This is a genomic window from uncultured Citricoccus sp., from assembly GCF_937871995.1.
Lineage (GTDB): Bacteria > Actinomycetota > Actinomycetes > Actinomycetales > Micrococcaceae > Citricoccus.
The window spans coordinates 55,223-78,062 of sequence record NZ_CALMQR010000072.1 but is presented as its reverse complement, the minus strand read 5'-3'; the positions used below and the strand labels follow the sequence as shown (position 1 = coordinate 78,062).

21 protein-coding genes are annotated in these 22,840 nt (G+C 70.9%); 9 read left to right on the top strand and 12 right to left on the bottom strand.

Annotation, left to right across the window (positions count from 1 at the left end):
* Positions 1–72: 72 nt before the first annotated feature.
* The 3 genes from pdxT to Q0283_RS08410 form a co-directional block, all read right to left on the bottom strand.
* Positions 73–756 carry a pyridoxal 5'-phosphate synthase glutaminase subunit PdxT gene (pdxT, locus tag Q0283_RS08420; RefSeq protein WP_183529028.1) on the bottom strand — a complete coding sequence of 228 codons (684 nt, stop codon included), beginning with the start codon at positions 754–756 and terminating at the stop codon, positions 73–75.
* A 61-nt stretch (positions 757–817) separates the two neighbouring features.
* On the bottom strand, positions 818–1,792 hold the full coding sequence (gene pdxS / locus Q0283_RS08415) for a pyridoxal 5'-phosphate synthase lyase subunit PdxS (protein WP_010143810.1): 975 nt from the start codon (positions 1,790–1,792) through the stop codon (positions 818–820).
* A 68-nt stretch (positions 1,793–1,860) separates the two neighbouring features.
* Positions 1,861–2,706 (bottom strand): CoA ester lyase, encoded by an 846-nt coding sequence (locus tag Q0283_RS08410; protein WP_183529030.1) that lies wholly within the window; start codon positions 2,704–2,706, stop codon positions 1,861–1,863.
* Between the two features lie 71 nt (positions 2,707–2,777).
* Here Q0283_RS08410 and Q0283_RS08405 point away from each other — a divergent pair, with 71 nt between their 5' ends.
* From Q0283_RS08405 to Q0283_RS08390, 4 genes are all read left to right on the top strand, one after another.
* Positions 2,778–3,293, top strand: a complete 516-nt coding sequence (locus Q0283_RS08405; protein WP_298044188.1) for a helix-turn-helix domain-containing protein — start codon at positions 2,778–2,780, stop codon at positions 3,291–3,293.
* A gap of 395 nt (positions 3,294–3,688) precedes the next feature.
* The gene (locus Q0283_RS08400) at positions 3,689–4,348 is read left to right on the top strand and encodes a hypothetical protein (protein ID WP_183529032.1); all 660 of its coding nucleotides are present in this window, start codon (positions 3,689–3,691) and stop codon (positions 4,346–4,348) included.
* Positions 4,349–4,401: 53 nt separating this feature from the next.
* On the top strand, positions 4,402–5,601 hold the full coding sequence (locus tag Q0283_RS08395; RefSeq protein WP_183529034.1) for a PLP-dependent aminotransferase family protein: 1,200 nt from the start codon (positions 4,402–4,404) through the stop codon (positions 5,599–5,601).
* A gap of 137 nt (positions 5,602–5,738) precedes the next feature.
* Positions 5,739–6,359: a PadR family transcriptional regulator gene (locus Q0283_RS08390; protein ID WP_183529037.1), complete on the top strand. Its 621-nt coding sequence runs from the start codon at positions 5,739–5,741 to the stop codon at positions 6,357–6,359.
* Positions 6,360–6,486: 127 nt separating this feature from the next.
* On the opposite strand, the gene Q0283_RS08385 is transcribed toward Q0283_RS08390, so the two are convergent.
* Complete coding sequence (locus Q0283_RS08385) at positions 6,487–8,046, bottom strand: long-chain fatty acid--CoA ligase (protein WP_183529039.1); 1,560 nt, start codon at positions 8,044–8,046, stop codon at positions 6,487–6,489.
* Between the two features lie 258 nt (positions 8,047–8,304).
* Positions 8,305–9,315 (bottom strand): ABC transporter substrate-binding protein, encoded by a 1,011-nt coding sequence (locus tag Q0283_RS08380; protein ID WP_183529041.1) that lies wholly within the window; start codon positions 9,313–9,315, stop codon positions 8,305–8,307.
* 170 nt (positions 9,316–9,485) lie between these two features.
* Here Q0283_RS08380 and Q0283_RS08375 point away from each other — a divergent pair, with 170 nt between their 5' ends.
* Positions 9,486–9,956: a MarR family winged helix-turn-helix transcriptional regulator gene (locus Q0283_RS08375; RefSeq protein WP_183529043.1), complete on the top strand. Its 471-nt coding sequence runs from the start codon at positions 9,486–9,488 to the stop codon at positions 9,954–9,956.
* Positions 9,957–10,145: 189 nt separating this feature from the next.
* Here the strand turns inward: Q0283_RS08375 and Q0283_RS08370 are convergent, their stop codons facing one another.
* From Q0283_RS08370 to Q0283_RS08350, 5 genes are all read right to left on the bottom strand, one after another.
* Positions 10,146–11,174: an ABC transporter substrate-binding protein gene (locus Q0283_RS08370; protein ID WP_183529045.1), complete on the bottom strand. Its 1,029-nt coding sequence runs from the start codon at positions 11,172–11,174 to the stop codon at positions 10,146–10,148.
* A 77-nt stretch (positions 11,175–11,251) separates the two neighbouring features.
* Positions 11,252–11,731, bottom strand: a complete 480-nt coding sequence (locus Q0283_RS08365) for a MaoC family dehydratase (RefSeq protein WP_183529047.1) — start codon at positions 11,729–11,731, stop codon at positions 11,252–11,254.
* Positions 11,732–11,838: 107 nt separating this feature from the next.
* A complete protein-coding gene (locus Q0283_RS08360; RefSeq protein WP_183529049.1) occupies positions 11,839–13,044 on the bottom strand; it encodes an acyl-CoA dehydrogenase family protein in 1,206 nt (401 codons plus the stop codon).
* A complete protein-coding gene (locus Q0283_RS08355) occupies positions 13,041–14,009 on the bottom strand; it encodes an amidohydrolase family protein (protein WP_183529051.1) in 969 nt (322 codons plus the stop codon). The genes Q0283_RS08360 and Q0283_RS08355 overlap by 4 nt, the downstream gene beginning before the upstream one ends.
* A gap of 128 nt (positions 14,010–14,137) precedes the next feature.
* On the bottom strand, positions 14,138–15,070 hold the full coding sequence (locus Q0283_RS08350; protein WP_183529053.1) for an SDR family NAD(P)-dependent oxidoreductase: 933 nt from the start codon (positions 15,068–15,070) through the stop codon (positions 14,138–14,140).
* 315 nt (positions 15,071–15,385) lie between these two features.
* Here Q0283_RS08350 and Q0283_RS08345 point away from each other — a divergent pair, with 315 nt between their 5' ends.
* Positions 15,386–15,871, top strand: a complete 486-nt coding sequence (locus Q0283_RS08345; protein ID WP_183529055.1) for a MarR family winged helix-turn-helix transcriptional regulator — start codon at positions 15,386–15,388, stop codon at positions 15,869–15,871.
* A 95-nt stretch (positions 15,872–15,966) separates the two neighbouring features.
* On the opposite strand, the gene Q0283_RS08340 is transcribed toward Q0283_RS08345, so the two are convergent.
* Positions 15,967–17,367, bottom strand: coding sequence for an NAD(P)/FAD-dependent oxidoreductase (locus tag Q0283_RS08340; protein WP_183529057.1), 1,401 nt, complete (start codon positions 17,365–17,367; stop codon positions 15,967–15,969).
* 354 nt (positions 17,368–17,721) lie between these two features.
* On the opposite strand from Q0283_RS08340, the gene Q0283_RS08335 reads away from it, so the two are divergent.
* The 3 genes from Q0283_RS08335 to Q0283_RS08325 all read left to right on the top strand — a co-directional run bounded on the left by Q0283_RS08335 (position 17,722) and on the right by Q0283_RS08325 (position 21,316).
* Positions 17,722–19,266, top strand: coding sequence for a long-chain fatty acid--CoA ligase (locus Q0283_RS08335; protein ID WP_183529059.1), 1,545 nt, complete (start codon positions 17,722–17,724; stop codon positions 19,264–19,266).
* Between the two features lie 80 nt (positions 19,267–19,346).
* Positions 19,347–20,714: an MFS transporter gene (locus Q0283_RS08330; RefSeq protein ID WP_183529061.1), complete on the top strand. Its 1,368-nt coding sequence runs from the start codon at positions 19,347–19,349 to the stop codon at positions 20,712–20,714.
* Positions 20,715–20,812: 98 nt separating this feature from the next.
* Positions 20,813–21,316, top strand: coding sequence for a MarR family winged helix-turn-helix transcriptional regulator (locus tag Q0283_RS08325; protein ID WP_183529063.1), 504 nt, complete (start codon positions 20,813–20,815; stop codon positions 21,314–21,316).
* Positions 21,317–21,407: 91 nt separating this feature from the next.
* Here Q0283_RS08325 and Q0283_RS08320 read toward each other — a convergent pair whose 3' ends face one another.
* Positions 21,408–22,658: a glycerophosphodiester phosphodiesterase family protein gene (locus Q0283_RS08320; protein ID WP_183529065.1), complete on the bottom strand. Its 1,251-nt coding sequence runs from the start codon at positions 22,656–22,658 to the stop codon at positions 21,408–21,410.
* Between the last annotated feature and the right edge of the window lie 182 nt (positions 22,659–22,840).

The following is a 22,840-nucleotide window of genomic DNA, read 5'->3' as shown; positions in this document are numbered from 1 at the left end:
CCGCAGGATCACCGAGCGCCCCGGCGGGGCGCCCGGCGGACCACTCCGCCCGGGCGGCTCCCCGCCCGGAGGTCACGGCTCCCGGCGGACCACCCGGTCCAGGAAGTACCGGTGGAAGGACCAGTCGCCGGTGACCTCCGGGTGGAAGCTGGTGGCCAGCAGGTTGCCCTGCCGCACGGCCACCGGCACCGATCCCGTCACCAGCCCGCAGTCCACCCCGGACTCCAGCCGTTCGGACGGGACGGAGGCCAGCACCTCCACGCCCGGCCCGGCCTGCAGCACCGCGGGGGCCCGGATGAACACGGCGTCCACCGGCTCGGCGGACACCGCCGGGGCGGAGAGCCGGGCCTCGAAGGAGTCCACCTGGGAGCCGAAGGCGTTGCGCTGCACCGTGATGTCCAGCCCGCCCAGGCTCTGCTGGCCGGCGATCGGGTTCGCGATCCGGTCGGCGAGCATGATCATCCCGGCACAGGTCCCGTAGACCGGCAGGCCGTCGTCGATCGCGGCCCGCACGGCCGGGGCCAGGCCCAGCAGGCGGGAGAGCTTGTCCATCACGGAGGACTCCCCGCCGGGGATGACCAGGCCGTCGAGCCCCGCCAGGTCCCCGGCACCGCGCACCGGGGACGTGTGCGCGCCGAGGGCCGTGAGCACGCGCTCGTGCTCACGCACGTCCCCCTGCAGGGCGAACACCCCGATCGCGGGGGCCCGCCCCGCGGGGACGTCCTGGGGGCGGGATGCACCGGTGACGTGGGTCATGAGCCGGTCATCCCCGCCCCCGTGGGAGCGAGGGGTCGGACGGGGTGCCCGACGGCGCCGCTCACCACCCGCGTTCGGCCAGGCGGTGGGGAGCGGGCAGGTCGCCCACGTTGATGCCCACCATCGCCTCGCCCAGGCCGCGGGAGGCGTCGGCGACCGCGGCGGCGTCGTTGAACTGGGCCGTGGCCCGCACGATCGCCGCGGCCCGGGCCTCCGGGTTGCCGGACTTGAAGATGCCCGAGCCCACGAACACGCCGTCCGCACCGAGCTGCATCATCAGGGCGGCGTCGGCCGGGGTGGCGACGCCACCGGCGGTGAACAGCACCACGGGCAGCTTGCCCTCGCGGGCGACCTCGGCGACCAGCTCGTACGGGGCCTGCAGTTCCTTGGCCGCCACGTACAGCTCGTCCTTGGACAGCGCGGAGAGCTTGGCGATCTCGCCGCGGATGGTGCGGATGTGCTTGACCGCCTCGGACACGTCACCGGTGCCGGCCTCGCCCTTGGAGCGGATCATGGCCGCGCCCTCGGTGATCCGGCGCAGCGCCTCGCCGAGGTTGGTGGCGCCGCAGACGAACGGCACGGTGAAGTCCCACTTGTCGATGTGGTTGACGTAGTCCGCCGGGGAGAGCACCTCGGACTCGTCGATGTAGTCGACCTTCAGGGCCTCGAGGACCTGGGCCTCCACGAAGTGGCCGATCCGGGCCTTGGCCATCACGGGGATGGAGACCGACTCGACGATCTGGTCGATCAGGTCCGGGTCGGACATGCGGGCCACGCCGCCCTGGGCGCGGATGTCCGCGGGGACGCGCTCGAGGGCCATGACGGCCACGGCGCCGGCGTCCTCGGCGATCTTGGCCTGCTCGGCGGTGACCACGTCCATGATCACGCCGCCCTTGAGCATGTCCGCCAGGCCGCGCTTGACCCGGGCGGTGCCGGTGCGGGGCGAGCCCTGGCCGGAGTCCTCGATGGCCCCGGGGGTGGGGTCGGCGGGGTTGGAGGTGTAGGAGGCCGCGGACGACTCGGTGGTGTTGGACATCTGTTTCCTTTACGGGGGTGTGGGTGGAGTCTGCCGCCGAGGACGGGGCAGCGGGTGGGGGTGCTCGGTCAGGCGTTCCAGAGGCCGTAGGAGTCGGCCAGGTCGGCGATCTTCTGGGCGCGAGCCAGTCGCGGCAGGTACGAGCCGTCGCCCACGGAGGCCCCGGCCTGGTGTGCCTGCAGCATCTCCACGGCCCAGGAGACCTCATCCTCGGACGGGGACAGGGCGCGGTTGATGGAGTCGACCTGGTCCCGGTTGAGGCAGAGCCGGCCGGTCATGCCCATCGAGGCAGTGGTCCTGGAGGTCTCGACCACGGCCTCCTCGCCGTCGGCCGCCGCCGGGGGGCCGTCGATCGCGCCGGGCAGCTTGCCCACGCGGGAGGCGATGACCAGCCGTGACCGCGCGTAGGCCATGGCCATCGGGTCGTCGGAGATGCCGGTGTCCTTGCGGAAGTCGTTGGTGCCGAAGGCGAGCCGGAAGGTGCCGGGGGCACGGGCCACCGCCGTGGCGTTCTCCAGGCCCAGGGCCGTCTCGATCAGGGCGATCACGGGGGTGCCGGCCCGCATCCGCATGGCGGTCAGGGTGACCTGCTCGGGCTCCTCGGCCAGGGCCAGCATGACCCCGCGGAGCCCGGGGGCGCCCGAGAGCGCCTCGAGGTCCTTCTGCCAGTCGGGGGTGTTGATGCCGTTGATCCTGACCCAGGCGTCCATGCCGCCGTTGAGCGCGTCTACCACGGACTGCCGGGCGGCGTCCTTCTTCTCGTCCGGGACGGCGGCCTCGAGGTCGAACAGGACCGAGTCCGCCTCCGAGGCCAGCCCGGGCGCGAAGTCCTCCGGCCGGGCTGCATTGACCAGCAGCCAGGACCGGCTCAGCTTGGCGGGCAGGGCAGCAGCTCGTCGGTTACGCAAGGGCATGGCCTCCAGCCTACCGCCGCCGAAAGTTACTCACCCGTGTTCTGCCTCACGGCGCCGGTAGGCTTCGGGCCATGGCCGACGAGATCCCGATGCTGTCCCGCAGCGCCACCCACGGCCCCCTGCCGGAGGACGAGCTCGCGATCCTGCGGCGCATCCCCGGGCTGGGCCCGGACCGGGATCCGGGCCGGGGCGCCGAGCAGGGCGCAGGGCCTGGCACGGCCCCGGGCCCGACCCCGGATGCGACCGTGGTGCTCGACGGCACCACGGTGCGGCTCGGACCGGCGGCGACGGCGGCGGTGCTGGACCTGCTGGACCGCCTCGCCGCGGGCGGCCAGGTCTCCGTGGCGCAGCAGGACCGCTGGCTGAACACCTCGCAGGCGGCCCGGCTGGCCGGGGTCTCGAACACCTACCTGCGCCAGCTGGCCGATCGCGGCGAGATCCCCGTCACCTACCGCGGCACCCACCGCCGGATCCATCCGGACGACGTCCAGTCCTGGGTGCGCCGCCGCGCCGAGGCCCGCGCCGGCGAGGCAGGGCAGGACGCCGCCGCCGACGCCGGGGAAACGGACGACGCGTCCCAGGACTGAGGGTCCGCGCAGGTCAGGGCGGGGTCGCCGCAGAGGCCCCGGGAAGGGGCCGCGCAGGGGGCGGGGACACGCCCGCGCCGTGGGTTCCGCCGAGGGCGGACGACCCCCTCCACCCGGCGGAAGACCTTGGCCGGCGGGCCTCGGCATGAGAGGATTGATTTCTCAACCAAGTTTCCGCAGGCCACCGGCCCGCGGTACAGAGTCTGGTGAGAAAGCCGGTCTACTCATCCCCCCTCCGAGGGCCGGATCGCCGCCAGACCGGCCGGGGCCCACCCCGTTCTTGGGCCCCGGCCACCTCCTTGCCCGTGCCGTGCCCCGCGCCGGAGTACGATGGTCGGGTCATCCCGCGGACGCCTGACCACCCGGCCCGCGACCTTCCGCAGCACAGGAGTTCCATGAGCGCGTGCCGACCCCTGCGCCCCGTCGCGATCGCACTGGGCGCCGTGACGGCCTCCGTCGCCCTGGCCGGCTGCAACCTCTTCCCCAACCCCGCCGAGTCGCCGGCCGGTGGTGACGGCCCCCTGCCGACCGTCTCCGCCGAGGGGTACGTGGAACTGCCGCTGTACTTCGTGGCGCTGAACGGCGACTTCCCGCCGAACACGACCGGTCGCGACGTCGCCTGCCAGGACCTGCTGGTCCGCGTCACCTCCGTGCCGGTGCAGACGGAGGATCCCGTGGCCTCGGCCATCGGCTTCCTGCTCACCGATGAGCAGTACAGCCACGGGGACCCGGCCGTCACGAACTCCCTCGACCCCTCCGAGGACGACCTCGCCTACGCGTCCCACCGCGTCGAGGGGGACACCGTGGTGCTGGAACTGACCGGCGACCTCGTCAGCCGCAGCCAGTGCGAGTCCTACCGCATCCGCGCCCAGCTCAACCAGACGGCCGCCGCGGCCGCCGGGGTGCCGAACGCGGAGGTCTACGTGGACGGGGTGCTGATCGAGGACCTGTTCGGCCTCACCCCCCTGGAACTCGGCGAGGAGATCACGACCCCGGCCCCGGATGCGGAGCCGACCGACGAGGTCACCGAGGGCATGGGGGCCACCGGTTCCTGAACCGGCCCGGCCCTTCTCACCGGTGCGGTGGCGTTGCTAGCATCGGCCCGGTGATGGATCCTTCAGCGTTCCTTTCAGACCGCGCCCGCGGCGTGCGCCAGTCCGCCGTGCGGGACGTGTTCGACCTGGCCATGTCCCCCGGGCTGGTCTCCCTGGCCGGCGGCAATCCGTGGCTGGACGACCTCCCGCTGGAGGAGCTGGGACGCGTCGCCGACGAGCTGGTCTCCCGCCAGGGCCACCTCTCCCTGCAGTACGGGGCGGGCCAGGGGACCGCGGAGCTGCGGGACGCCGCCTGCTCGGTGATGGCCGCGGACGGCATCGAGGGCGCGGACCCGGAGCTCGTCGTCGTGACCCCCGGCTCCCAGGCCGGGATCGACACCGCGGCGCGGATGCTCGGGAACCCGGGCGACGTCGTCGTGGTGGAGGACCCGACCTTCGTGGGCGCGCTGAACACCTTCAACACCTGGCAGCTGGACGCCGTCACCACCCCGACGGACGAGGAGGGGCTGATCCCCGCCTTCCTGCGCCAGACCCTGCAGCGGCTGCGCGCCGAGGGGCGCCGGGTGGCCTTCCTGTACACGATCCCCTCCTACGCCAATCCCTCCGGTGCGCTCATGCCCGCGGCCCGGCGGGACGAGGTGGCGCGGATCTGCCGCGAGGAGGGCGTGCTGATCGTGGAGGACAACCCCTACGGCCAGCTCGGCTTCGAGGACGCCCCGGTCCCGCCCATCGCGGCGGAGCACCGGGACCAGGTCATCTACCTCGGCACCGCCTCCAAGATCTTCTCCCCCGGCGTGCGCATCGGCTGGGCGCTGGTGCCGCCGGCGCTGCTGCGCGAGTTCTACCTCTCCGCGGAGTCGGCGTACATCTGCCCCTCGGTGCCCAGCCAGATGCTCGCCACGGCCTTCCTCACCCGCTTCGACTGGCAGGGCCACGTCGCCCGCTGCGCCGTCGAGTACGCGCGTCGGTGCGACGCCCTGGTGGACTCCATGGAGGAGTCGCTGGACCCGCGGATCATGTTTGCCCGGCCCGGTGGCGGCTTCTTCGTCTGGGCCCGCATGCCGGACGGCATCGACACGCTGCCGCTGATGCACACCGCCGCGGAGGCCGGCGTCGTCTTCGTGCCCGGCGCGGCGTTCACGCCCGACGTCGGCCCGAACCCGCACTTCCGGCTCGCCTTCTCCTTCGTGGCCCCGGAGGTGTTGCGCGAGGGCATGCGCCGGCTGGCACCGGTGCTCAACGCGGCCCTCTAGCCCGGGGACAGGACGGGCCGCCCGTCCGGCCGGGGGCCGCCGCCGGGCCCGACTCTTACCTATCCTCATAGTGGCGTTCCCCGGGCGGGCGGTTACAGTGGAGCGGACCGGCTGCCCCAGCGGGAAGGACCCACGCCATGTCCCTGCGCAATGCACTGCTGGCCCTGCTCGTCGTCGAGCCCATGACCGGCTACGACCTCGCCAAGAGGTTCGGCTCCTCGGTGGGCAACGTCTGGCACGCCCCGGACTCCCAGATCTACCCGGAGCTGCGACGGATGACCCAGGACGGCCTGCTCGAGGCCGAGGAGGTCCCGTTCGGGCGCAAGGGCCGCAAGATCGCCTACACCATCACGGACGCGGGGCGGGAGTCCTTCCGGGAGTGGATGGACTCCGACCTCCAGTGGGCGCGGGACCGCGACCCCATGCACCTGCGGGCCGCCTACTTCGAGTACGCCCATCCACAGCGGGCCCGCGCCCAGCTGGAGGCCTACCGCGAGCACACCCGGCAGATCCAGGCGGCCTGGCAGCAGCAGATCGACGAGATCGACGCCGGCACCTCCGAGACCCTGGCCCGCCGCCTGCGGTCCGTGCCGCCGGAGGAGCACCACCGCACCGCGGCGTTCAAGCGCTACACCTACGAGGGGCTGGTCGCCCGGGCCGAGACGGAGATCGGCTGGGCCGAGCGCGGGCTGAGGCTGCTCGAGGAGCTCTATCCCCAGGAACTGTCCCAGGAGTCCTCCGCCGGCGCCCCGGCCTGAGCGGTCAACCGGCGGGCTTCACCGTGACGGCGCGGCGCCCGCCCGTCGCCCGGTAGGCCCCGGGGTCCACGGGGACGAGCCACCCGGGCCGCAGGGGCGAACCACCCGGGCCACGGGGACCCGCGCCTCAGCCCCCGTAGCGGCGGCGCAGGTCCGGTTTGCGGATCTTGCCCGAGGCGGTGCGGGGCATCTCGTCCACGAACACCACGGACTTGGGGACCTTGTACCGGGCGAGCCTGCCGTCCAGGTGCCGGATGACCTCGTCATCGGTCAGCTCGTGGCCCTCCCGGACCACCACCACCGCGCGGGGCACCTCGCCCCACCGCTCGTCCGGGACACCGATCACGGCCACCGCCGCCACGGCCTCCAGCTGGGCGATCTCCTGTTCGACCTGCGCCGGGTAGATGTTCTCCCCACCGGAGATGATCATGTCCTTGAGCCGGTCAGAGATGAACAGGAACCCGTCCTCGTCCCGGTAGCCCATGTCCCCCGTCTTCAGCCAGGTGCCGTCCTCGGCCTGCTCGAAGGACTCGGCGGTCGCGTCGGGCCGGTTCCAGTAGGCGGTGATGACGTTGGGGCCCTGGACCTGGATCTCCCCGACCTCCCCGGGAGGGCACACCTGCCCGAGCGGGTCGACCACGCGCACCGCGGTGTGGAAGTGCGGCAGTCCGCCGGACCCCTGCTTGGCACGCGAGTAGCGCGCCGGCAGGACCGTGGCGCCGGGCGAGGTCTCGGTCATGCCGTAGCCCATGGCGATGGACAGCCCGCGCTCCTCGTAGGCCTCCAGCACCCGCATCGGCACGGCGGACCCCCCGCAGGTCAGGATCCGGAGCGAGGACAGGTCGGTGGCCTTCCAGTCGGGGTGCTCGGCCAGCAGCTGGTAGGTGGTGGGCACCCCGGCCATGCTGGTGATCCGGTGCCTGCCGATCAGCTCGAGGACCCGCCCGGGCTCGAACCGGGGTTCCAGGACGAGGGTCCCGCCCTTGAGCAGCGTGGGCAGCGCTCCCATGCCGAGGGAGGCCACGTGGAACATCGGGGCGATCATCAGTGCCCGGGTCTCGCTGGTCACGTCCAGGTCGGTGAGGACGTTGAAGGCGTTCCACGTCAGGTTGCCGTGCGTGAGCATGGCGCCCTTCGGTTTGCCCGTGGTCCCGGAGGTGTAGAGGATCAGCGCCAGGTCGTCGAGGTCCACCGCCACGTCCGGGCGCACCGGGTCGCCGCCGGCCAGCAGTTCCTCGTAGTCGAGGGCCTCCAGGTCCCCGTCGCGGCGCTCGACGGCGGCCGGCGGGCCGTCCTGGACGGTCGCCAGGGTCCCGACGCCGGCCCCGCGGCTTCCGGCGACGGCCAGCGGTTCCAGCGTGGCCGAGGCGATCAGCACCGTGGCCCCGGAGTCCTCCAGGGCGAAGGCGATCTCCGGCGGGGCCAGGCGGGTGTTCAGGGGCACGAAGACGGCGCCCAGGGAACCGGCCGCGAACAGGGTCTCCAGGAACGAGGGGTGGTTCTCGCCGAGGTAGGCCACGCGGTCACCGCCCCGCACGCCGCGGTCGGCCAGGGCGTTCGCCAACCGGTCGATCCGGGCCGCCCACTCGTCATAGGTCAGTTCGCCGGCCGCGCTGATCACGGCGGTGCGCCCTGCGGACTTCACGCGCCTTCGGTGGATCCAGTCGCCGATCCCACGGTTGAACATTCCCGACTCCTCTGCAGCTTGACGTGCCCTGTCCGCACTCCCCTCAGTGTGGAACATTTAGTTGAGTAATTCAATAGTTATTGTGGACATTCAAGCGTCGCCCAGGGGGACACGCAGGCGTTGGGCACCACCCCTGACACCACGGTGCGGGTGGTCCTGCCCGGCGGCCGAGGCCACCGGGCAGGACCACCCGCACCGTCGGGGATGGGTCGTCGGGGATCGGCCGTCAGGGATGCACCGTCCGGGCCGTGCCACCGGTCACTGGCGGACCAGGTCCTCCACGGACGGCGCCTCGTCGATGAGGCCACCCTCCACGGAGAGGTCGATGACCTTCTGGAGCGACTCGATGTCATGCTCCTGCGGGAAGCGCGGCATGGTCAGCTGCTCGATCACGTCCGCCTCGAGGGAGGTGTACTCGGGCAGGATGGCCTTGGCCGCGTCCGGGTTGTCGGTGGCGTACTGCTGGGACTCCTTCATGGCGGTCACGAAGGCGTCCACCAGCTCGGGGTCCTGCTCGATCATCTGGTCCGTGGTGAAGTAGCCGGCCACCGACAGGTCCGGGATCGGGTCCGCGTACTGGGCGAAGATCCGGCGCGCACCCGCGGCCTCGGCGATGGTCACGAAGGGCTCCACGGCGCCGATGGCGTCCACGTTGCCGGCCTCCAGCTGGCCGACCATGTCCGGGAAGGCCATCTCCACGTACTCGATGGTCTCGGCGTTCCCACCGTCCTGGCGGATGCCCTCGGAGATCACGGTGTCGTTGATGTTGTTCAGGGTGTTGACGGCGATGCGCTTGTCGTCGAGGTCGGCGGCGGTCTTCACGTCCGAGTCCTCGGGGACCATCACGGCGGCGAAGTCGTCCTCGGAGTCGCCCGTGGTCTGCGGGCCGGTGGCCACCAGCTTCAGCGGCAGCCCCTGGGCGCGGCCGATGGCCAGCGAGGTGACGTTGGAGAAGCCGAAGTCCATCTGCCCGGACTGCACGGCCGGCACGATCGCGGCCCCGCCCTGGGCCAGGGTCAGGGTGACGTCGAGGCCGTGCTTCTCGAAGATGCCCTCCTCGACGCCCAGGTAGATCGGCGCGACGTCCACGATCGGGATGACCCCGACCTCGACCTGCTTCAGGTCACCGGCGGCGGCGGACTCGCTGCCGGACCCCTCCGTGGCGGCCCCGGTGGTGGCGCCACCACCGGACGGCGAACCGGATCCACAGGCGGTCAGGGCCAGCAGTGCGGCCGCGCCCACGGCGGCCAGTCGGACATTCCTCATCATCGGGTGCTCCTGGAGTGTGACATGCGGTGATCCGCGACCGCAGGAGCGGCCGCGAGGCTGGGGCGAGGGGGTCGTCCAGCCTGTAAGGTGACTCACACTCTACTCAGCCGTCACAATGGCCAACAAGAGAATTCCATTAACGATCTCAACTGTTCTACGGATGGAGAGCCATGCAGGACGACGGTCAGACACTCGCCACCGCCGAGGAGTTCCACAGCCTCGCGGTGCGGCGGTTGCTCAGCCGCCACGGCCGTCTCTGGACACAGCAGGTCTCGGCCGACCACACCTCCATCCAGTTCGGCCTGTTGCTGTGCCTGGCCAGGTCCGTCGGTGGACTGTCCCAGTCCGAGATCGCCGAGCAGCTGGCCGTGGACCGGGCCACCCTGACCGAGCTGGTGCACCGCATGTCCGCCCAGGGCCACGTGACGGTCTCCCGCGACCCCCGGGACGGCCGCCGCCGGGTGGCGACCCTGACCGACTCCGGGCGGGACCTGCTCCGGGAGCTGTACCACCCCGCGCTCGAGGTCAACGACCAGCTCTTCACCCCCCTGACGGCCGAGGAGACGGAGCAGCTCACCGCGCTGCTGCGGCGCGTCCTGGCCCACGACACCGGCGCCCCTCCCCACCACGACCCGGCCTGACCGGGGCCGCCCGGCAGCCCGGCGGTCCGGCAATCCGGGAGCGGTGGAACCAGTCTGCCGGGCAGCGGGCTGTCCGGCCCGTGCCGCCCCGGCGTCCTGCGCAGACCGCGACGCCCCCGCCCGGTCGGTCCAGGGCGGGGGCGTCGTGGTGGTGTGAGCGGGTCACGTACCGGGGGCGTGGGCGTCAGCTCACTGGGAGCCCTCCCAGTACAGGTTCTCCACGTCCGGGTCGTTGCTGATGAAGCCGTACTTCACCATCAACCGCCCGGCCTCCTCGATCTGCTCCTTGCGGATCTCGCCGGAGAGCTTCTCCATCTTCAGGTTCTTCGCCGCCTCCTCGGGCAGGCTGATGAACTCGGGCAGCAGGGCACGGGCGCCGTCCGGGTCCTCGTCGGCGGCGGCCAGCGTCTCCGTCATGGCGTCGACGAACCGCTGCGTGAGTTCCGGGTTCTCCTCGGTGAACTTGCCCGAGCTGAACGTCACCATCGTCGGCATGCCGGCCACCGAGTCCTGGAAGGAGTACCCCACCAGCTGGTTGTTCTCGTTCGCCAGGGAGCTGGTCAGGAAGGGCTCCGGGACCCAGATGGCGTCCGTGTTGCCGCGCTCGAGCTGGGCCGGCATGTCCTGGAACGGCATCTCCGAGAACTTGATGGCCGAGGGGTCGCCCCCGGCCTTGGCGACGGACTCCATGATGGTCAGGTCGCCCTGGGTCTTGAGGGCATTGACCGAGACCGTCTTGCCGGCCAGGTCCTCCCAGCCCTGGATGCCGCTGTCCTTGGTGGTCACCACGCCCGCGATGTCCTCGCCCTCCTCCAGGGAGTTCGAGTAACCGGCCACGATCTTCATGTCCAGGCCGCGGTCGTTGGCGTTCATGACCGAGTTCGGGTTGCCCACGCCGAAGTGGATCTGCTCGTTGGCCACGGCCGGGAGCATCGCGGCACCGGCGTTGGACGTGGAGAGCTCCACCTCGATGCCGTGCTCCTCGAAGATGCCCTCCTCGATGCCGTACTGCACGGCCACGGACGGGGCGATCGGCAGCACGCCGACGATCACCTTGTCGAGCTCACCCGAGGCGCCGCCGGACTCGGTACCGCCGGACGCGGCGGCGCCGGGCGAGCTCTCCCCGCCTCCTCCGGACGGTGAACCGGAACCACAGCCGGTCAGGGCCAGCCCCGCGACGGCGGCGGTGGCCAGCAGTGAGACGAGCTTCTTCTTCATGGTTTCTCCTGCGGGGGTGCGTACCGGCTCGGGCCGGGAGGGGGTGGAGTGGGGCGGAGTGCCTGGAGGCGGGTGCCTCAGGCGTAGAAGCGGGCGAGGAAGGTCGCGACGACGGCGGGGCGCTCCTCGCCCTCGATCTCGATGACGGAATCGACGACGATGTGCAGGCCGTTGCCCTTGACCTCCTGCACGTCGGCGATCGAGCCCTTCATGCGGATGCGGGAACCGACCTTCACCGGGGAGGTGAAGCGGACCTTGTCCAGGCCGTAGTTGACCTTGGTCCTGACGTCGGAGACGTCGAAGAGCTCGGACCAGAAGGGGATGATCATGGACAGGGTCAGGAACCCGTGGGCGATCGGGGCGCCGAAGGGGCCGTCCTTGGCGCGCACGGGGTCCACGTGGATCCACTGCTGGTCGTCGGTGGCGTCCGCGAAGGTGTTCACCATCTGCTGGGTGACCTCGCGCCACTCGGTGACGCCGAGGTCCTTGCCGGCCAGGGACTTGGCCTCCTCGAACGTGACGACGAGCCTGGACGTGGGGGTGGTGGTCTCGGTCATGGTTTCCTCCTAGGAATGTGTTCTACATCACAATGGTTGATGAGCGCAATGGTTTTGGGTCACGAGCGGCGGACCGTGACCGTCCGGTGATGGATGGGGCGTGGCCCTCAGACGAAGGCGCCGACGCCGGTGACGGCGCGGCCCACGATCAGCGCGTTGATCTCGTGGGTGCCCTCGTAGGAGTAGATGGCCTCGGCGTCTGCGTGGAACCGGGCCACGTCCGTGTCCAGGGTGATGCCGTTGCCGCCGCACACCTCGCGGGCCAGGGCCACGGTCTCCCGCAGCCGCAGCGAGGTGTACATCTTGGCCAGCGCGGAGTTCTCGTCCTTGAAGACCCCGGCCGCCTGCTGTTCGGTCAGCTGCACCACCATGCCCAGCGAGGCGGTGAGGTTGCCCAGCATGATCGCCAGCTTCTCCTGCACGAGCTGGAACCCGGCGATCGGCCGGCCGAACTGCTCGCGCCCGCGGACATACCGCAGGGCCGCCTCGTAGGCACCGGCCTGGGCCCCCACGGCCATCCACGCCACGTCCGAGCGCATGTTCCGCAGGCAGCGGGCCACGTCCTTGAACGAGTTGATCCCGTGCAGCCGGTCGGCCTCGGTGACCCGGACGTCCCGGTACTCGATGTGGGCGTTCTGCATGATCCTCAGCGAGGCCTTGTGCGGGATGATCGTCATGGTCACGCCCTCGGCATCCCGCGGGACCAGGAAGCACTTGACCTGGCCGTCGGCGGTGTCCCGGGCGAAGGTCGCCACCACGTCGGACACCGAGGCGCCGCCGATCCACCGCTTGGCGCCGTTGATGACCCACTCCCCCGTGGCCGCGTCCCGGGTGGCGGTGGTGGCCAGCCCACCGGCCACGTCCGAGCCGTGGTCCGGCTCGGTCAGCCCGAACACGCCGGTCAGTTCATAGGTGCGGATCCTCGCGTCCAGGTCCCGTGCCTGCTCCGGGGAGCCGCCCAGGGTGCAGACCGTACGGAACAACCCGGCCTGGGCGTTGTACAGCGTGCCGACGTTGATGTCGCAGCGGGCCAGCTCGAAGTTGCGGAACCCCGTGAGGATGTCCCGGACGGGCTCCCCGGCCTCGCGCAGCACCGGCGGGTCCATCAGCTCGAGGCCGCGCACCGCCTCGAGCAGCTCCGTGGGCAGCTCGGCCCTGTCCCAGGCGTCGTTGAGGTGCGGGTGGACGGTGGAGCGCAGTTGCTCGCGCAGGTCCGTCAGGACCCTCCGCTCGGCCTCGGTCAGCCGCTCGGCGAAGCCGTAGAGGTCGGACGGGATCACGGCCCCGACGGCGACCGGGCGCCCGGCGCTCATGCCGCACCGCCGGCGGCGGTGCGCTCGCCTGCGGAGGCGCCCCGGCCGGCGTCGCCGGTTCCGCGTTCCGCGCCCAGGCCGAGCAGCGTCACCGCGTTGTCCTTCAGGATCCGCGGGCGCACCTCGTCCTTGAGCGGCAGGTCGGCGAAGGCCTTCAGCCACTGGTCCGGGGTGATGAGCGGGAAGTCCGTGCCGAACAGCACCTTGCGGGAGAGCACGTTGTTGGACTGGCGCACCAGCGACTCCGGGAAGTACTTCGGGGACCAGCCGGAGAGGTCGATGTACACGTTGGCCTTGTGCGTGGCGATGGAGTTCGCCTCGTCCTGCCACGGCACCGAGGGGTGGGCCATGATGATCGGCAGCCCCGGGTGCTCGGCGGCCACGTCGTCCAGCAGCAGCGGGTTCGAGTACTTCAGCTTGATCCCGCGCCCACCCGGGAGCCCGGCGCCCATGCCGTTCTGCCCGGTGTGGAAGATGCACGGCAGACCGATGCGCTCCAGTTCGGCCCACAGCGGGAAGTACTGCTCGTCCGAGGGGTCGAAGCCCTGCACGGAGGGGTGGAACTTGAACCCGCGCACGCCCAGTTCCTCGGCCTGGCGACGGGCCTCGGTGATCGCGTCCGGACCGGTGCGCGGGTCCACGCTGCCGAAGGGGATGAGCACGTCGTTGTGCCGCGCGCAGCCCGCCACGAGGTCGTCGATGGAATTCGGCAGGTGTCCCAGCTGGGTCCGGGCGTCCACGGTGAAGACCACCGCGGCCATCCCGTGACCCCGGTAGGTCTCGGCGATCGAGTCGATCGAGGGAGTCCGCTCGGCGGCCTTGAAGTACTTCGCCGAGGCCTCCATGATGTCGTCCGGCATGGCCACGTGGCCGCAGTCGTCGACCTCGAGGTGGACGTGCATGTCCACGGCGGTGATGGCGTCCACGTCGACGGCGCATTCATAGCGCACGGGGGTCTGTCCCATGGTTCCTCCTGGGTGCGATTGCTGGGTGATGACGGGCGGTGGCGCCCGGTCGGCAGGCGCCTTGTCGACGGGCGCCCGGCCGGCGGGCACCCGGCCGGCGGGTGTCCGGCCGGTGGGTGCCGGGCGGACTACTTCCCGGCGGGCTCGGGCCGCAGCTCGGCGGGCAGCTCCGGCATCCGCTCGCCCACGGACTGCAGGTTGGCCTCGAGGATGGCCTTGCCCTCGGAGAGCATGGTCTCGTAGTCCCAGCCGCCCTCGTGGTAGTCGGTGGTGACGGCCTCGGGGTGGGACCAGACCTGCAGGCGGTCCCCACCCACGCCGATGGCCTGGCCGGAGATGCCCGCGGCGGCCTCGGAGGACAGGAAGGCGACCAGCCCGGCCACGTCCCGGGCGGGACCGAAGCCGAGGTCCTTGCGGAAGAACTCCGGCATGGCCTCGCCGCGCTCGTCGGCCTCGACGGCCTTGGCGAAGAACGGGATGGTCTTGGTCATGGCGGTGGCGGCCACCGGGATGACGGCGTTGACGGACACGCCGGCCTTCTTCATCTCCAGGGCCCAGGTGCGGACCATGCCCACGATCCCGGCCTTGGCGGCGGCGTAGTTGGTCTGGCCGAAGTTGCCGCGCTGGCCGGTGGGCGAGCCGATCGTGACGATGCGCCCGGCCACGCCGTTCTCCTTGAAGTACGCGAAGGCGGAGCGCACGCAGGTGAAGGTGCCCTTGAGGTGGACGTTGATGACCGCGTCGAAGTCGTCGTCGGTCATCTTCAGCAGGGACTTGTCCCGCAGGATGCCGGCGTTGGTGACGAGGATGTCCAGCCCGCCGAAGGTGTCCACGGCGGTCTTCACCAGCTGGTCGGCGGTCTCGGACGAGCCGACCGGTGCGACCACGGCCGCGGCCCGGCCGCCGGCCTCGGTGATGGAGGCGACCGCCTGGTCGGCGATCTCCTGGTTGACGTCGTTGATGATGACCGCGGCGCCCTGGCGGGCGAGCTCCTGGGCATAGGCCAGGCCGAGTCCTGCGCCGGAACCGGTGACGATGGCAACCTTGCCGTTGAGGGACATGGCTTCTCCTTCGGGGGTGACGTTCGTGGGGTGAGGTTCGCGAGGTGTGCTGCTGGCACCATGACAGCCCATACCGTTGAGAAAGTCAATGATCTAATTTCGCCATGGCCTGAGGGGACCGCACCCGGAGGGGTCCGGACGGGGCGGCGGCGGATCGAGCGCCGGGCTGCGCTCCGGTCCGGCGCCCGGCCGAACGCCTGTCCGAGCACCCCTCCCGACGGCGGTCGATCCGGGGCTCACCAGCCAGCGCGCATCACCGGGAGGGGGTCTACACTTGAGAACATCAATGGTTGGCCGAACGTCACGAGGACCCCTATGTCGACATCCACCCACCGGGGCGCGCCCGCCCCGGACGCCTTGGCGGATCAGGGCACCGAGCGGTTCCTCGCCGGTGAGCTGGCCCAGCAGATCCAGTTCCTCACGGCCCGCGCCCGGGGCCGTGGCTCAAGTCACGCCAACCACATGCTGGCACCGCTGGGCATCAAGGTCCGCCAGTACTCGGTGCTGTCCCTCGCGGCCAGCGGTCTGAAGCCCTCCCAGCGCGAACTCGGTGAGTTCCTGGCCCTGGATCCCAGCCAGATCGTGGCCCTGGTCGACTCCCTCGAGGCCCTCGGCGCGGTCCAGCGCGAGACGGACCCCCGGGACCGGCGCTCCAAGATCATCGTCGCCACCGACGCCGGCCTGGAGCTCTTCGGGAAGGCCCGGGAGATCCTGCTCGAGTCCGAGGACGTCACCCTCGGCACCCTCTCCGCCCGGGAGCGGAAGCAACTGCGCGGCCTGCTGCTGAAGATCGCCTTCTAACCTCACCGGCACCCCCACACGCCACGACGCCGGCCGCGCACCCAGGGTGCGCGGCCGGCGTCGTTGTCCAGGGGCCAGCCCCCTGCCCCCAGCCGTCAGCGTGGGGACACGGCACCGCCGCCCGTGAGGATCTCCTCCATCCCCGCCCGCTCCGGCGTGGACAGGTAGCGCTCCAGGGAGTCGTCGAGCTCCTGCAACCACGGGGTGTGGTGCTCGCAGGCCATGGTCCCGGTCATCACCGAGCGGTGCGGCTTGTCCCGGTAGGTGAGGATGTTCTCCTTCTTGTCCTGCTTCCAGGCCAGGAAGATCCGCACGACCTCGTCCAGGTCGAACATCGGGTAGTCCGTGGCCTCGATGAGGTCACGGATGTAGTCGGCCTGGAACCGCACGTCGTCAGCGTCCCCGTCGAGTCCCTGGAAGCGCGCGCGCCACTGCTTCAGGTGGGCGGCCCGCTCCTCGGCCGGGGGCAGCTTCGCCCGGCCCATGATCAGGTCACGGACGTACCAGGCCTGGGCGTCGAACATGTTGAACGTGAACCACTGGTCCTGGGCACCCAGGTAGTACAGCTTGGGATTCTTCTGCCACACCACGCCTCGGTACAGGCCGGCGGGATAGATGGTGTTCGGCGAGGACAGGGCCAGGTCCGAAGACAGGAACGGGTACTTGTGGAGGTAACCGGTGCACAGGATCACCGCGTCGAACTCGCGGGTCTCGCCATTCGAGAAGCGGACCGTCTCACCGTCGACGCGGTCGATGCCCGGCAACTCCTCCATGCCCTCGGGCCAGGCGTAGCCCTGGGGGCGGCTCCGGTAGCTCATGGTGACCGAGCGCGCGCCCATCTTGAAGGCCTGCACACCGATGTCCTCGGCGGAGTAGGACGAACCGATCAGCAGGACGCGCTTGTCCGCCAGCTTCTCCGCACCGCGGAAGTCGTGGGCGTGGTGCAGGGCGCCCGGGAAGGTCTCGATCCCCGTGATGTCCGGGACGTTCGGGAAGGAGAAGTGGCCGGTGGCCACGATCACCCGGTCGAACTCCGAGGAGGAGGTCGTCTTCGAGCGCAGGTTCTCCACCGTGACGGTGAAGTTGTCATCCTCGCGGTTGTACTGGACCCAGCGCACGGCGGTGGAGAACTGCACCTTCTCCTTGACGTCCGACGTCCGGACCCGGCCGTCGATATAGTCCCAGAGGGCCTCACGCGGCGGGTAGGACGAGATCGGTCGGCCGAAGTGCTCGTCGAACGTGTACTCGGCGAACTCCAGGGCCTCCTTGGGCCCGTTCGACCAGAGGTTGCGGTACATGGAGGAGTGGACCGGCTCACCGTACTTGTCGATGCCGGTGCGCCAGTTGTAGTTCCACTGCCCGCCCCAGTCGTCCTGCTTCTCGTAGCAGACGACCTCCGGGATCTGCACTCCCTTGCGCTGGGCGGACTCGAAGGCCCGCAGCGCGGCAATCCCGCTCGGTCCTGCCCCGATGATGGCGATGCGCTGTTTGGACACAGCTTCCCTTCCGGCCCCACGGCCTTTGTCTCTCTCCTGCGGTGACGGGTCGGGTGGAGGCAGTCCTCTCCGGGCGCACCGGCGCCCGGGCCTCAACACCGCGACCTCACGTCGCGCCCCGGCCCACCACCCGGTCAGGGCGGCACTGAAGGCCGAGGACGGAGCACCCCTTCGGGTGCCGTTATGTCAACCACCCTACCAAGAATTCGCCATTGCAAAGGAATCGTGTCGCGCCAGCGGCCGAGGCGCAGGCCCCACCGGGCAGTTACGACCTAATATCAATCGTTGACATTCTCAACGCTTGAGTGTTGCATGGGTCTTATCGTGATCCAGCCCACAGAGCGAAGGAGTCCCATGAACATCGGCATCGGCACCTACCCCCGTCGTCGGGCCACCGTGCGACCGGAGGCCGTGGCCATCGAGTTCGAGGGCGCCACCACCACCTACGGCGAGTTCAGCCAGCGGGTCACCCGCCTGGCCAATGCCCTGCAGGGGCTCGGCGTGGTGCGCGGCGAGCGCGTGGCCTACGTGGGGTTCAACCACCCCTCCCTGCTGGAGACCTTCTTCGCCGCCAACCTCTTCGGCGCCACCCCGGTGCTGGTCAATCCCCGGCTGTCCCCCACCGAGGTCGAGTTCATCGTGACCGACTCCGAGGCCAACGCCGTCGTGTACGGCCGGGAGGTGGCCGACGTCGCCGCCCACCTGGCCGAGCGGCACCCGCGGTTGACGCTGGTGGCGGCCGAGGGCCCGGAGGGACCCGGGCTGCGCTACGAGGACCTGCTCGCGGGGGCCTCCACCGCCGAGGTCGAGGCCGACGTGGACGATGACGACGTCGCCCTGTTCATGTACACCTCCGGCACCACGGGCCGCCCCAAGGGCGCCATGCTGACCCACCGGAACCTGACCTACCAGTACCTCAACGCGTTCACCGGCACGGACCTGCGCCAGGACGAGGTGATGCTGTCCGTGGCGCCGCTGTTCCACATCGCCGGGATGAACATGACCACGATGCCCACCTTCATGATGGGCGGGCGGATCATCATCCACCGGCAGTTCCGCCCGGCCGACGTGCTGGCCGAGATCGAGCACTCCCGGGTCACCGGCACGTTCATGGTCCCGGCCATGATCGACCTGCTGGCCGAGGCCGCCGGTTTCGCCGGCACGGACCTGTCCTCGCTGCGCTCGATCATGGTGGGCGGCTCGCCCCTGAGCGAGCGGTCCATCCGGACGTGGACCGAGCGCGACGTCAAGATCGTCCAGGGCTTCGGCATGACCGAGACCGCCCCCGGCGTCTGCCTGCTCGAGGCCCAGGACGCCCTGTCCCACGCGGGCACGGCCGGCCGCCCGCACTTCTTCTCCGAGGTCCGGCTCGTGGACCCGGCCACGGGCGGGGACGTCGGCACCGACCGGGCCGGTGAGGTCTGGGTCCGCGGCCCCCAGGTCATGAAGGGCTACTGGAACCGCCCGGAGGCGACCGAGTCCGCCCTCGCGGACGGCTGGTACCACTCCGGGGACATCGCCGTGCGGGATGCCCAGGGGTACTTCACCATCAAGGACCGCATCAAGGACATGTACATCTCCGGCGGTGAGAACGTCTACCCCGCTGAGGTGGAGAACGCCCTGCTCTCCCTGCCCGCGGTCCTGGAGGCCGCCGTCGTCGGGGTCCCGGACGAGCGCTGGGGCGAGACCGGGCTGGCCTTCGTGGTGCTGCGCCCGGAGGCGCGCACCGGGGCCGACGTCCCCGGCGGGCCCGGGCTGCGCGACCAGCTCAGCGCCCGCCTGGCCCGCTACAAGCTGCCCCGGGAGGTGCTCGTGGTGGAGGAGCTGCCGCGCACCTCCACCGGGAAGATCCGCAAGAACGTCCTCCGGGAGCGCACCCAGCCGGTGCCGGCCTCCTGACCCCGGCCCGTTCCTGAACCCCGCCCGTCCCTGAACCCCGCCCGTCCCTGAACACCGCCCCTTCCCGACTGGAGAGCATCATGACGACCGTCTCCGCACAGCACACCGCGCCCGACCTCGACGCCCTCGATCCGGGGGTCAAGCGCCGCGAGGCCCGCCGGGTCATCCTGTCCAGCTACCTGGGCTCGACGATCGAGTTCTACGACTTCCTGCTCTACGCCGCCGCCTCGGCCGTGGTCTTCCCGGCGGTGTTCTTCAGCGGCCTGGACCCGTTGACCGGCACGATCGCCGCCTACGGCACGTTCGCCGCCGGCTATCTGGCCCGGCCTCTCGGCGGGGCGATCTTCGGCCACTTCGGTGACAGGCTGGGGCGCAAGAAGATGCTGGTGCTGTCCATGCTCATCATGGGCGTGGCCTCCACCCTGATCGGCCTGGTCCCGGGTGCGGCGCAGATCGGCGGCTGGGGCGCGGTCATCCTCGTGTTCCTGCGCGTCTGCCAGGGCATCGCGGTGGGCGGTGAGTGGGGAGGCGCGGCGCTGATGGCGCTGGAGCACTCCGAGTCCGGCAAGCGGGGCTTCGCGGCCTCCTTCACCAATGCCGGTGCTCCCACCGGTGCGGCCCTGGGCACCTTCATCCTCGGCACCTTCTCCGCAGCCCTCCCGCAGGAGCAGTTCCTGGCCTGGGGCTGGCGCGTGCCGTTCCTGCTGTCCTTCGTGCTGCTGATCATCGGCATGGTGATCCGCGCCCGGGTCAGCGAGTCCCCCGTGTTCACCGCCGCCCTGGCGAAGGCGGAGGCCGAGGAGGCCTCGTCCGCCCCCAAGCCGAAGATGCCGCTGCTGCAGGTGCTGCGCCGGCCGAAGGCCCTGTTGCTGACGATGTTCGGCGGTGCCTCCGGGTTCGGCCTGCAGGTGCTGCTGTCCACCTTCTCCGTGGGTTACGCCACCGACGCCGGCAACGCCCGGTCAGACGTGCTCTACGCCTTCGCCGTGGCCTCGGTCATCTCCATCGCCTTCGTGATCGGCTTCGGCCGCGTCTCGGACCGCTTCGGCCGCCGCCCCGTGATGATCGCCGGACTGGTGCTGTTCGTCATGTTCCTCACCCCGTTCTTCACCATGCTGCAGTCCACCAACTGGTTCGTGCTGACCCTGGCCTTCACCATCGCCCTCGGCCTGCACGGGATGCTCTACGGCCCGCTGGCCGCCTTCATCTCCGAGCAGTTCGGCACCGGCGCCCGCTACACCGGCGCCTCCCTGGGCTACCAGCTGGCCACCCTGATCGGCGCCGGGTTCACCCCGACCATCCTGGCCACGCTCTACGCCGGCCCCGGCGGCGGCACCTCCGTGGTCCCGGTCATCGGCTTCCTGGCCGGCATGGCGCTCGTCTCCGTCATCGCGATCGTGCTGACGCGGGAGTCCAAGGACCTCGACCTGACCACCCACGAGCACTGAGTTCCGGGCCCGGTACGGTGCGCCCTCTCGACCCCCGGCCGGGCGCACCGTACCGGCCATCGGCGGCACTGACCGCCCCGACCACGACGGATACCACCATGACCACCACGACACCCACCGGCCTGGACCACACCGGTACCGGCGCTGACACGACCACCGAGGCTGCCGGCGTCGACCGGCTCCGGTCCACCCGCCTGGCGCACCAGATCCAGTTCCTCACCGCGCGCGCACGATCCCGGGGCACCGGTCACGCCAACACCCTGCTCAAGGCGGAGCTCGGGCTGAAGGTGAGCCACTTCTCGGTGCTGTCCGTGGCGGCGCACGGGACCAACCCGACCCAGCGGGAGCTCAGCGAGTTCCTCGACCTCGACCCGAGCCAGGTGGTGGCACTCGTGGACGTGCTCGAGCAGCGCGGCCTCGTGGAGCGGCTGACCGACCCGAAGGACCGCCGCTCGCGCATGATCGCCGTCACCGACGAGGGCCACCGGGTCGAACAGCTCGGCTATGAACTGACCGAGGCCTCCGACCAGGAGGTCCTGGCCAATCTCTCCGCGGCCGAACGCGAGCAGCTGCGCGAGCTGCTGACCCGGATCGCGTTCTGACCGCCCGGCCCGCGGACCACCACGTGGGGGTGGCCCTCCCCGGTCCCGGGTACCAGGACCCGGGAGGATCGCCCCCGACGCGGTGTGCGGATCAGTTCGCGTAGGTGTCCTGCAGCGTGCCCTCGTCCGTCCACAGCGCCACGGAATCGCCGCCGTTGTTCAGGACGTTGGCGGCGCCGCCGTTGTAGTAGTCGTCCGGGGCGTTCGTCCCGGGACCGGTGTAGACGCGCAGCTGTTCGCCGGCCTCCAGCTCGTAGCCCTCACCGACCTCGAGCACGTTGTTGGCGGCGTCGCGGAGGAGCCAGCCGGAGACGTCCACGGTGTGGTTGCCGGTGTTCTCCAGCACCACGTGCTCGCCGGTCTCGGCCTGCAGGTCCTCACCGGGGACGTCGTTGACGGAGTCGGCGATCCGCACGCCGGTGTTCTGGGGGAACGCCTTCAGGCCACGCTCGTAGCGGGAGAACTGGATGGGGAAGTCACCGGTGATCCGGTCCACGCCCAGGGCCGCGGCCTCGTCGTAGGCCTCGGTGGAGTTCACGGTGTAGACGCCCAGGCCCAGCCCGGCGTCCTTGACCCGCTGGGCCCCGTCCTCGTCCAGGGTGCGGTAGTTCGTGCCGAAGGAGTCGGCGAAGGTGGCGTAGCGCTCCAGGGTGGCCGCGTCCGGCACGGTGCCCACCAGCTGCTGCAGCGGCACGTCCGGGGCGATCTCGGCGAAGCGCTGGTTGGAGGCCTCGTCGAAGCCGAGCACCTCGATCTTGTCCGCCTCCAGCAGCTCGTTCCACTCCTCGTCCTCGGCGAGGGCCTCGGCCACGACCTTCTCGATGCCCGGGGAGTTCACCGGGGACTTGATCTCGATGAACACGCCGGTGTTGCGGGTGGCGATCTCGGCGGCGGCGTCGAAGTGCGGGATCCTCTCCCCCGTGTACTCCTCCGAGAAGTAGGAGCCGGCGTCCAGCTGCTGCAGCTCGGCCCAGGTGAAGGACGTGATGGGGTCGTCCTCGCGACCGGGGAAGACCTCCTCCACGTTCGTGGTGCGGGCCGGGGTGTTGTCGTGGAAGAGGAACGGCACACCGTCCGCGGAGAGCTGCACGTCGATCTCGAAGAAGTCCGCTCCGGACGCGCGGCCGTCCTCGAAGGCCGCCACCGTGTTCTCCGGTGCGGTCCCGGCGGCTCCACGATGCCCGATGAGCACGGGGGCGTCCTGAGGGGCCGGGGCCGCCGCGGCGGGACCGGACAGCGCGCCGCCGGTGAGGACCGCGGCGGACAGGGTCACGGCCAGGGTGGCCGCGGACGAACGGCGCCGGGTGCCCGGGCGGCGGTTCTGGGTCGGGTTGGGGGTCACGAGGATGCCTTCCTGTCGTGGCCCGTGCCGGTCCCCGCGTCATCCCGTCGCGGCCGGCCGGGCCCATGCCCGTCCACCCTTCTCGTCCCGGTTGACGATCCGGGGCCCTCGAGGTGACGTCCGGGTGAAGCCCCTCCGACGTCGACGGCCATTCCAGGTCGCCTCGACTCCGCGGGGCGGGT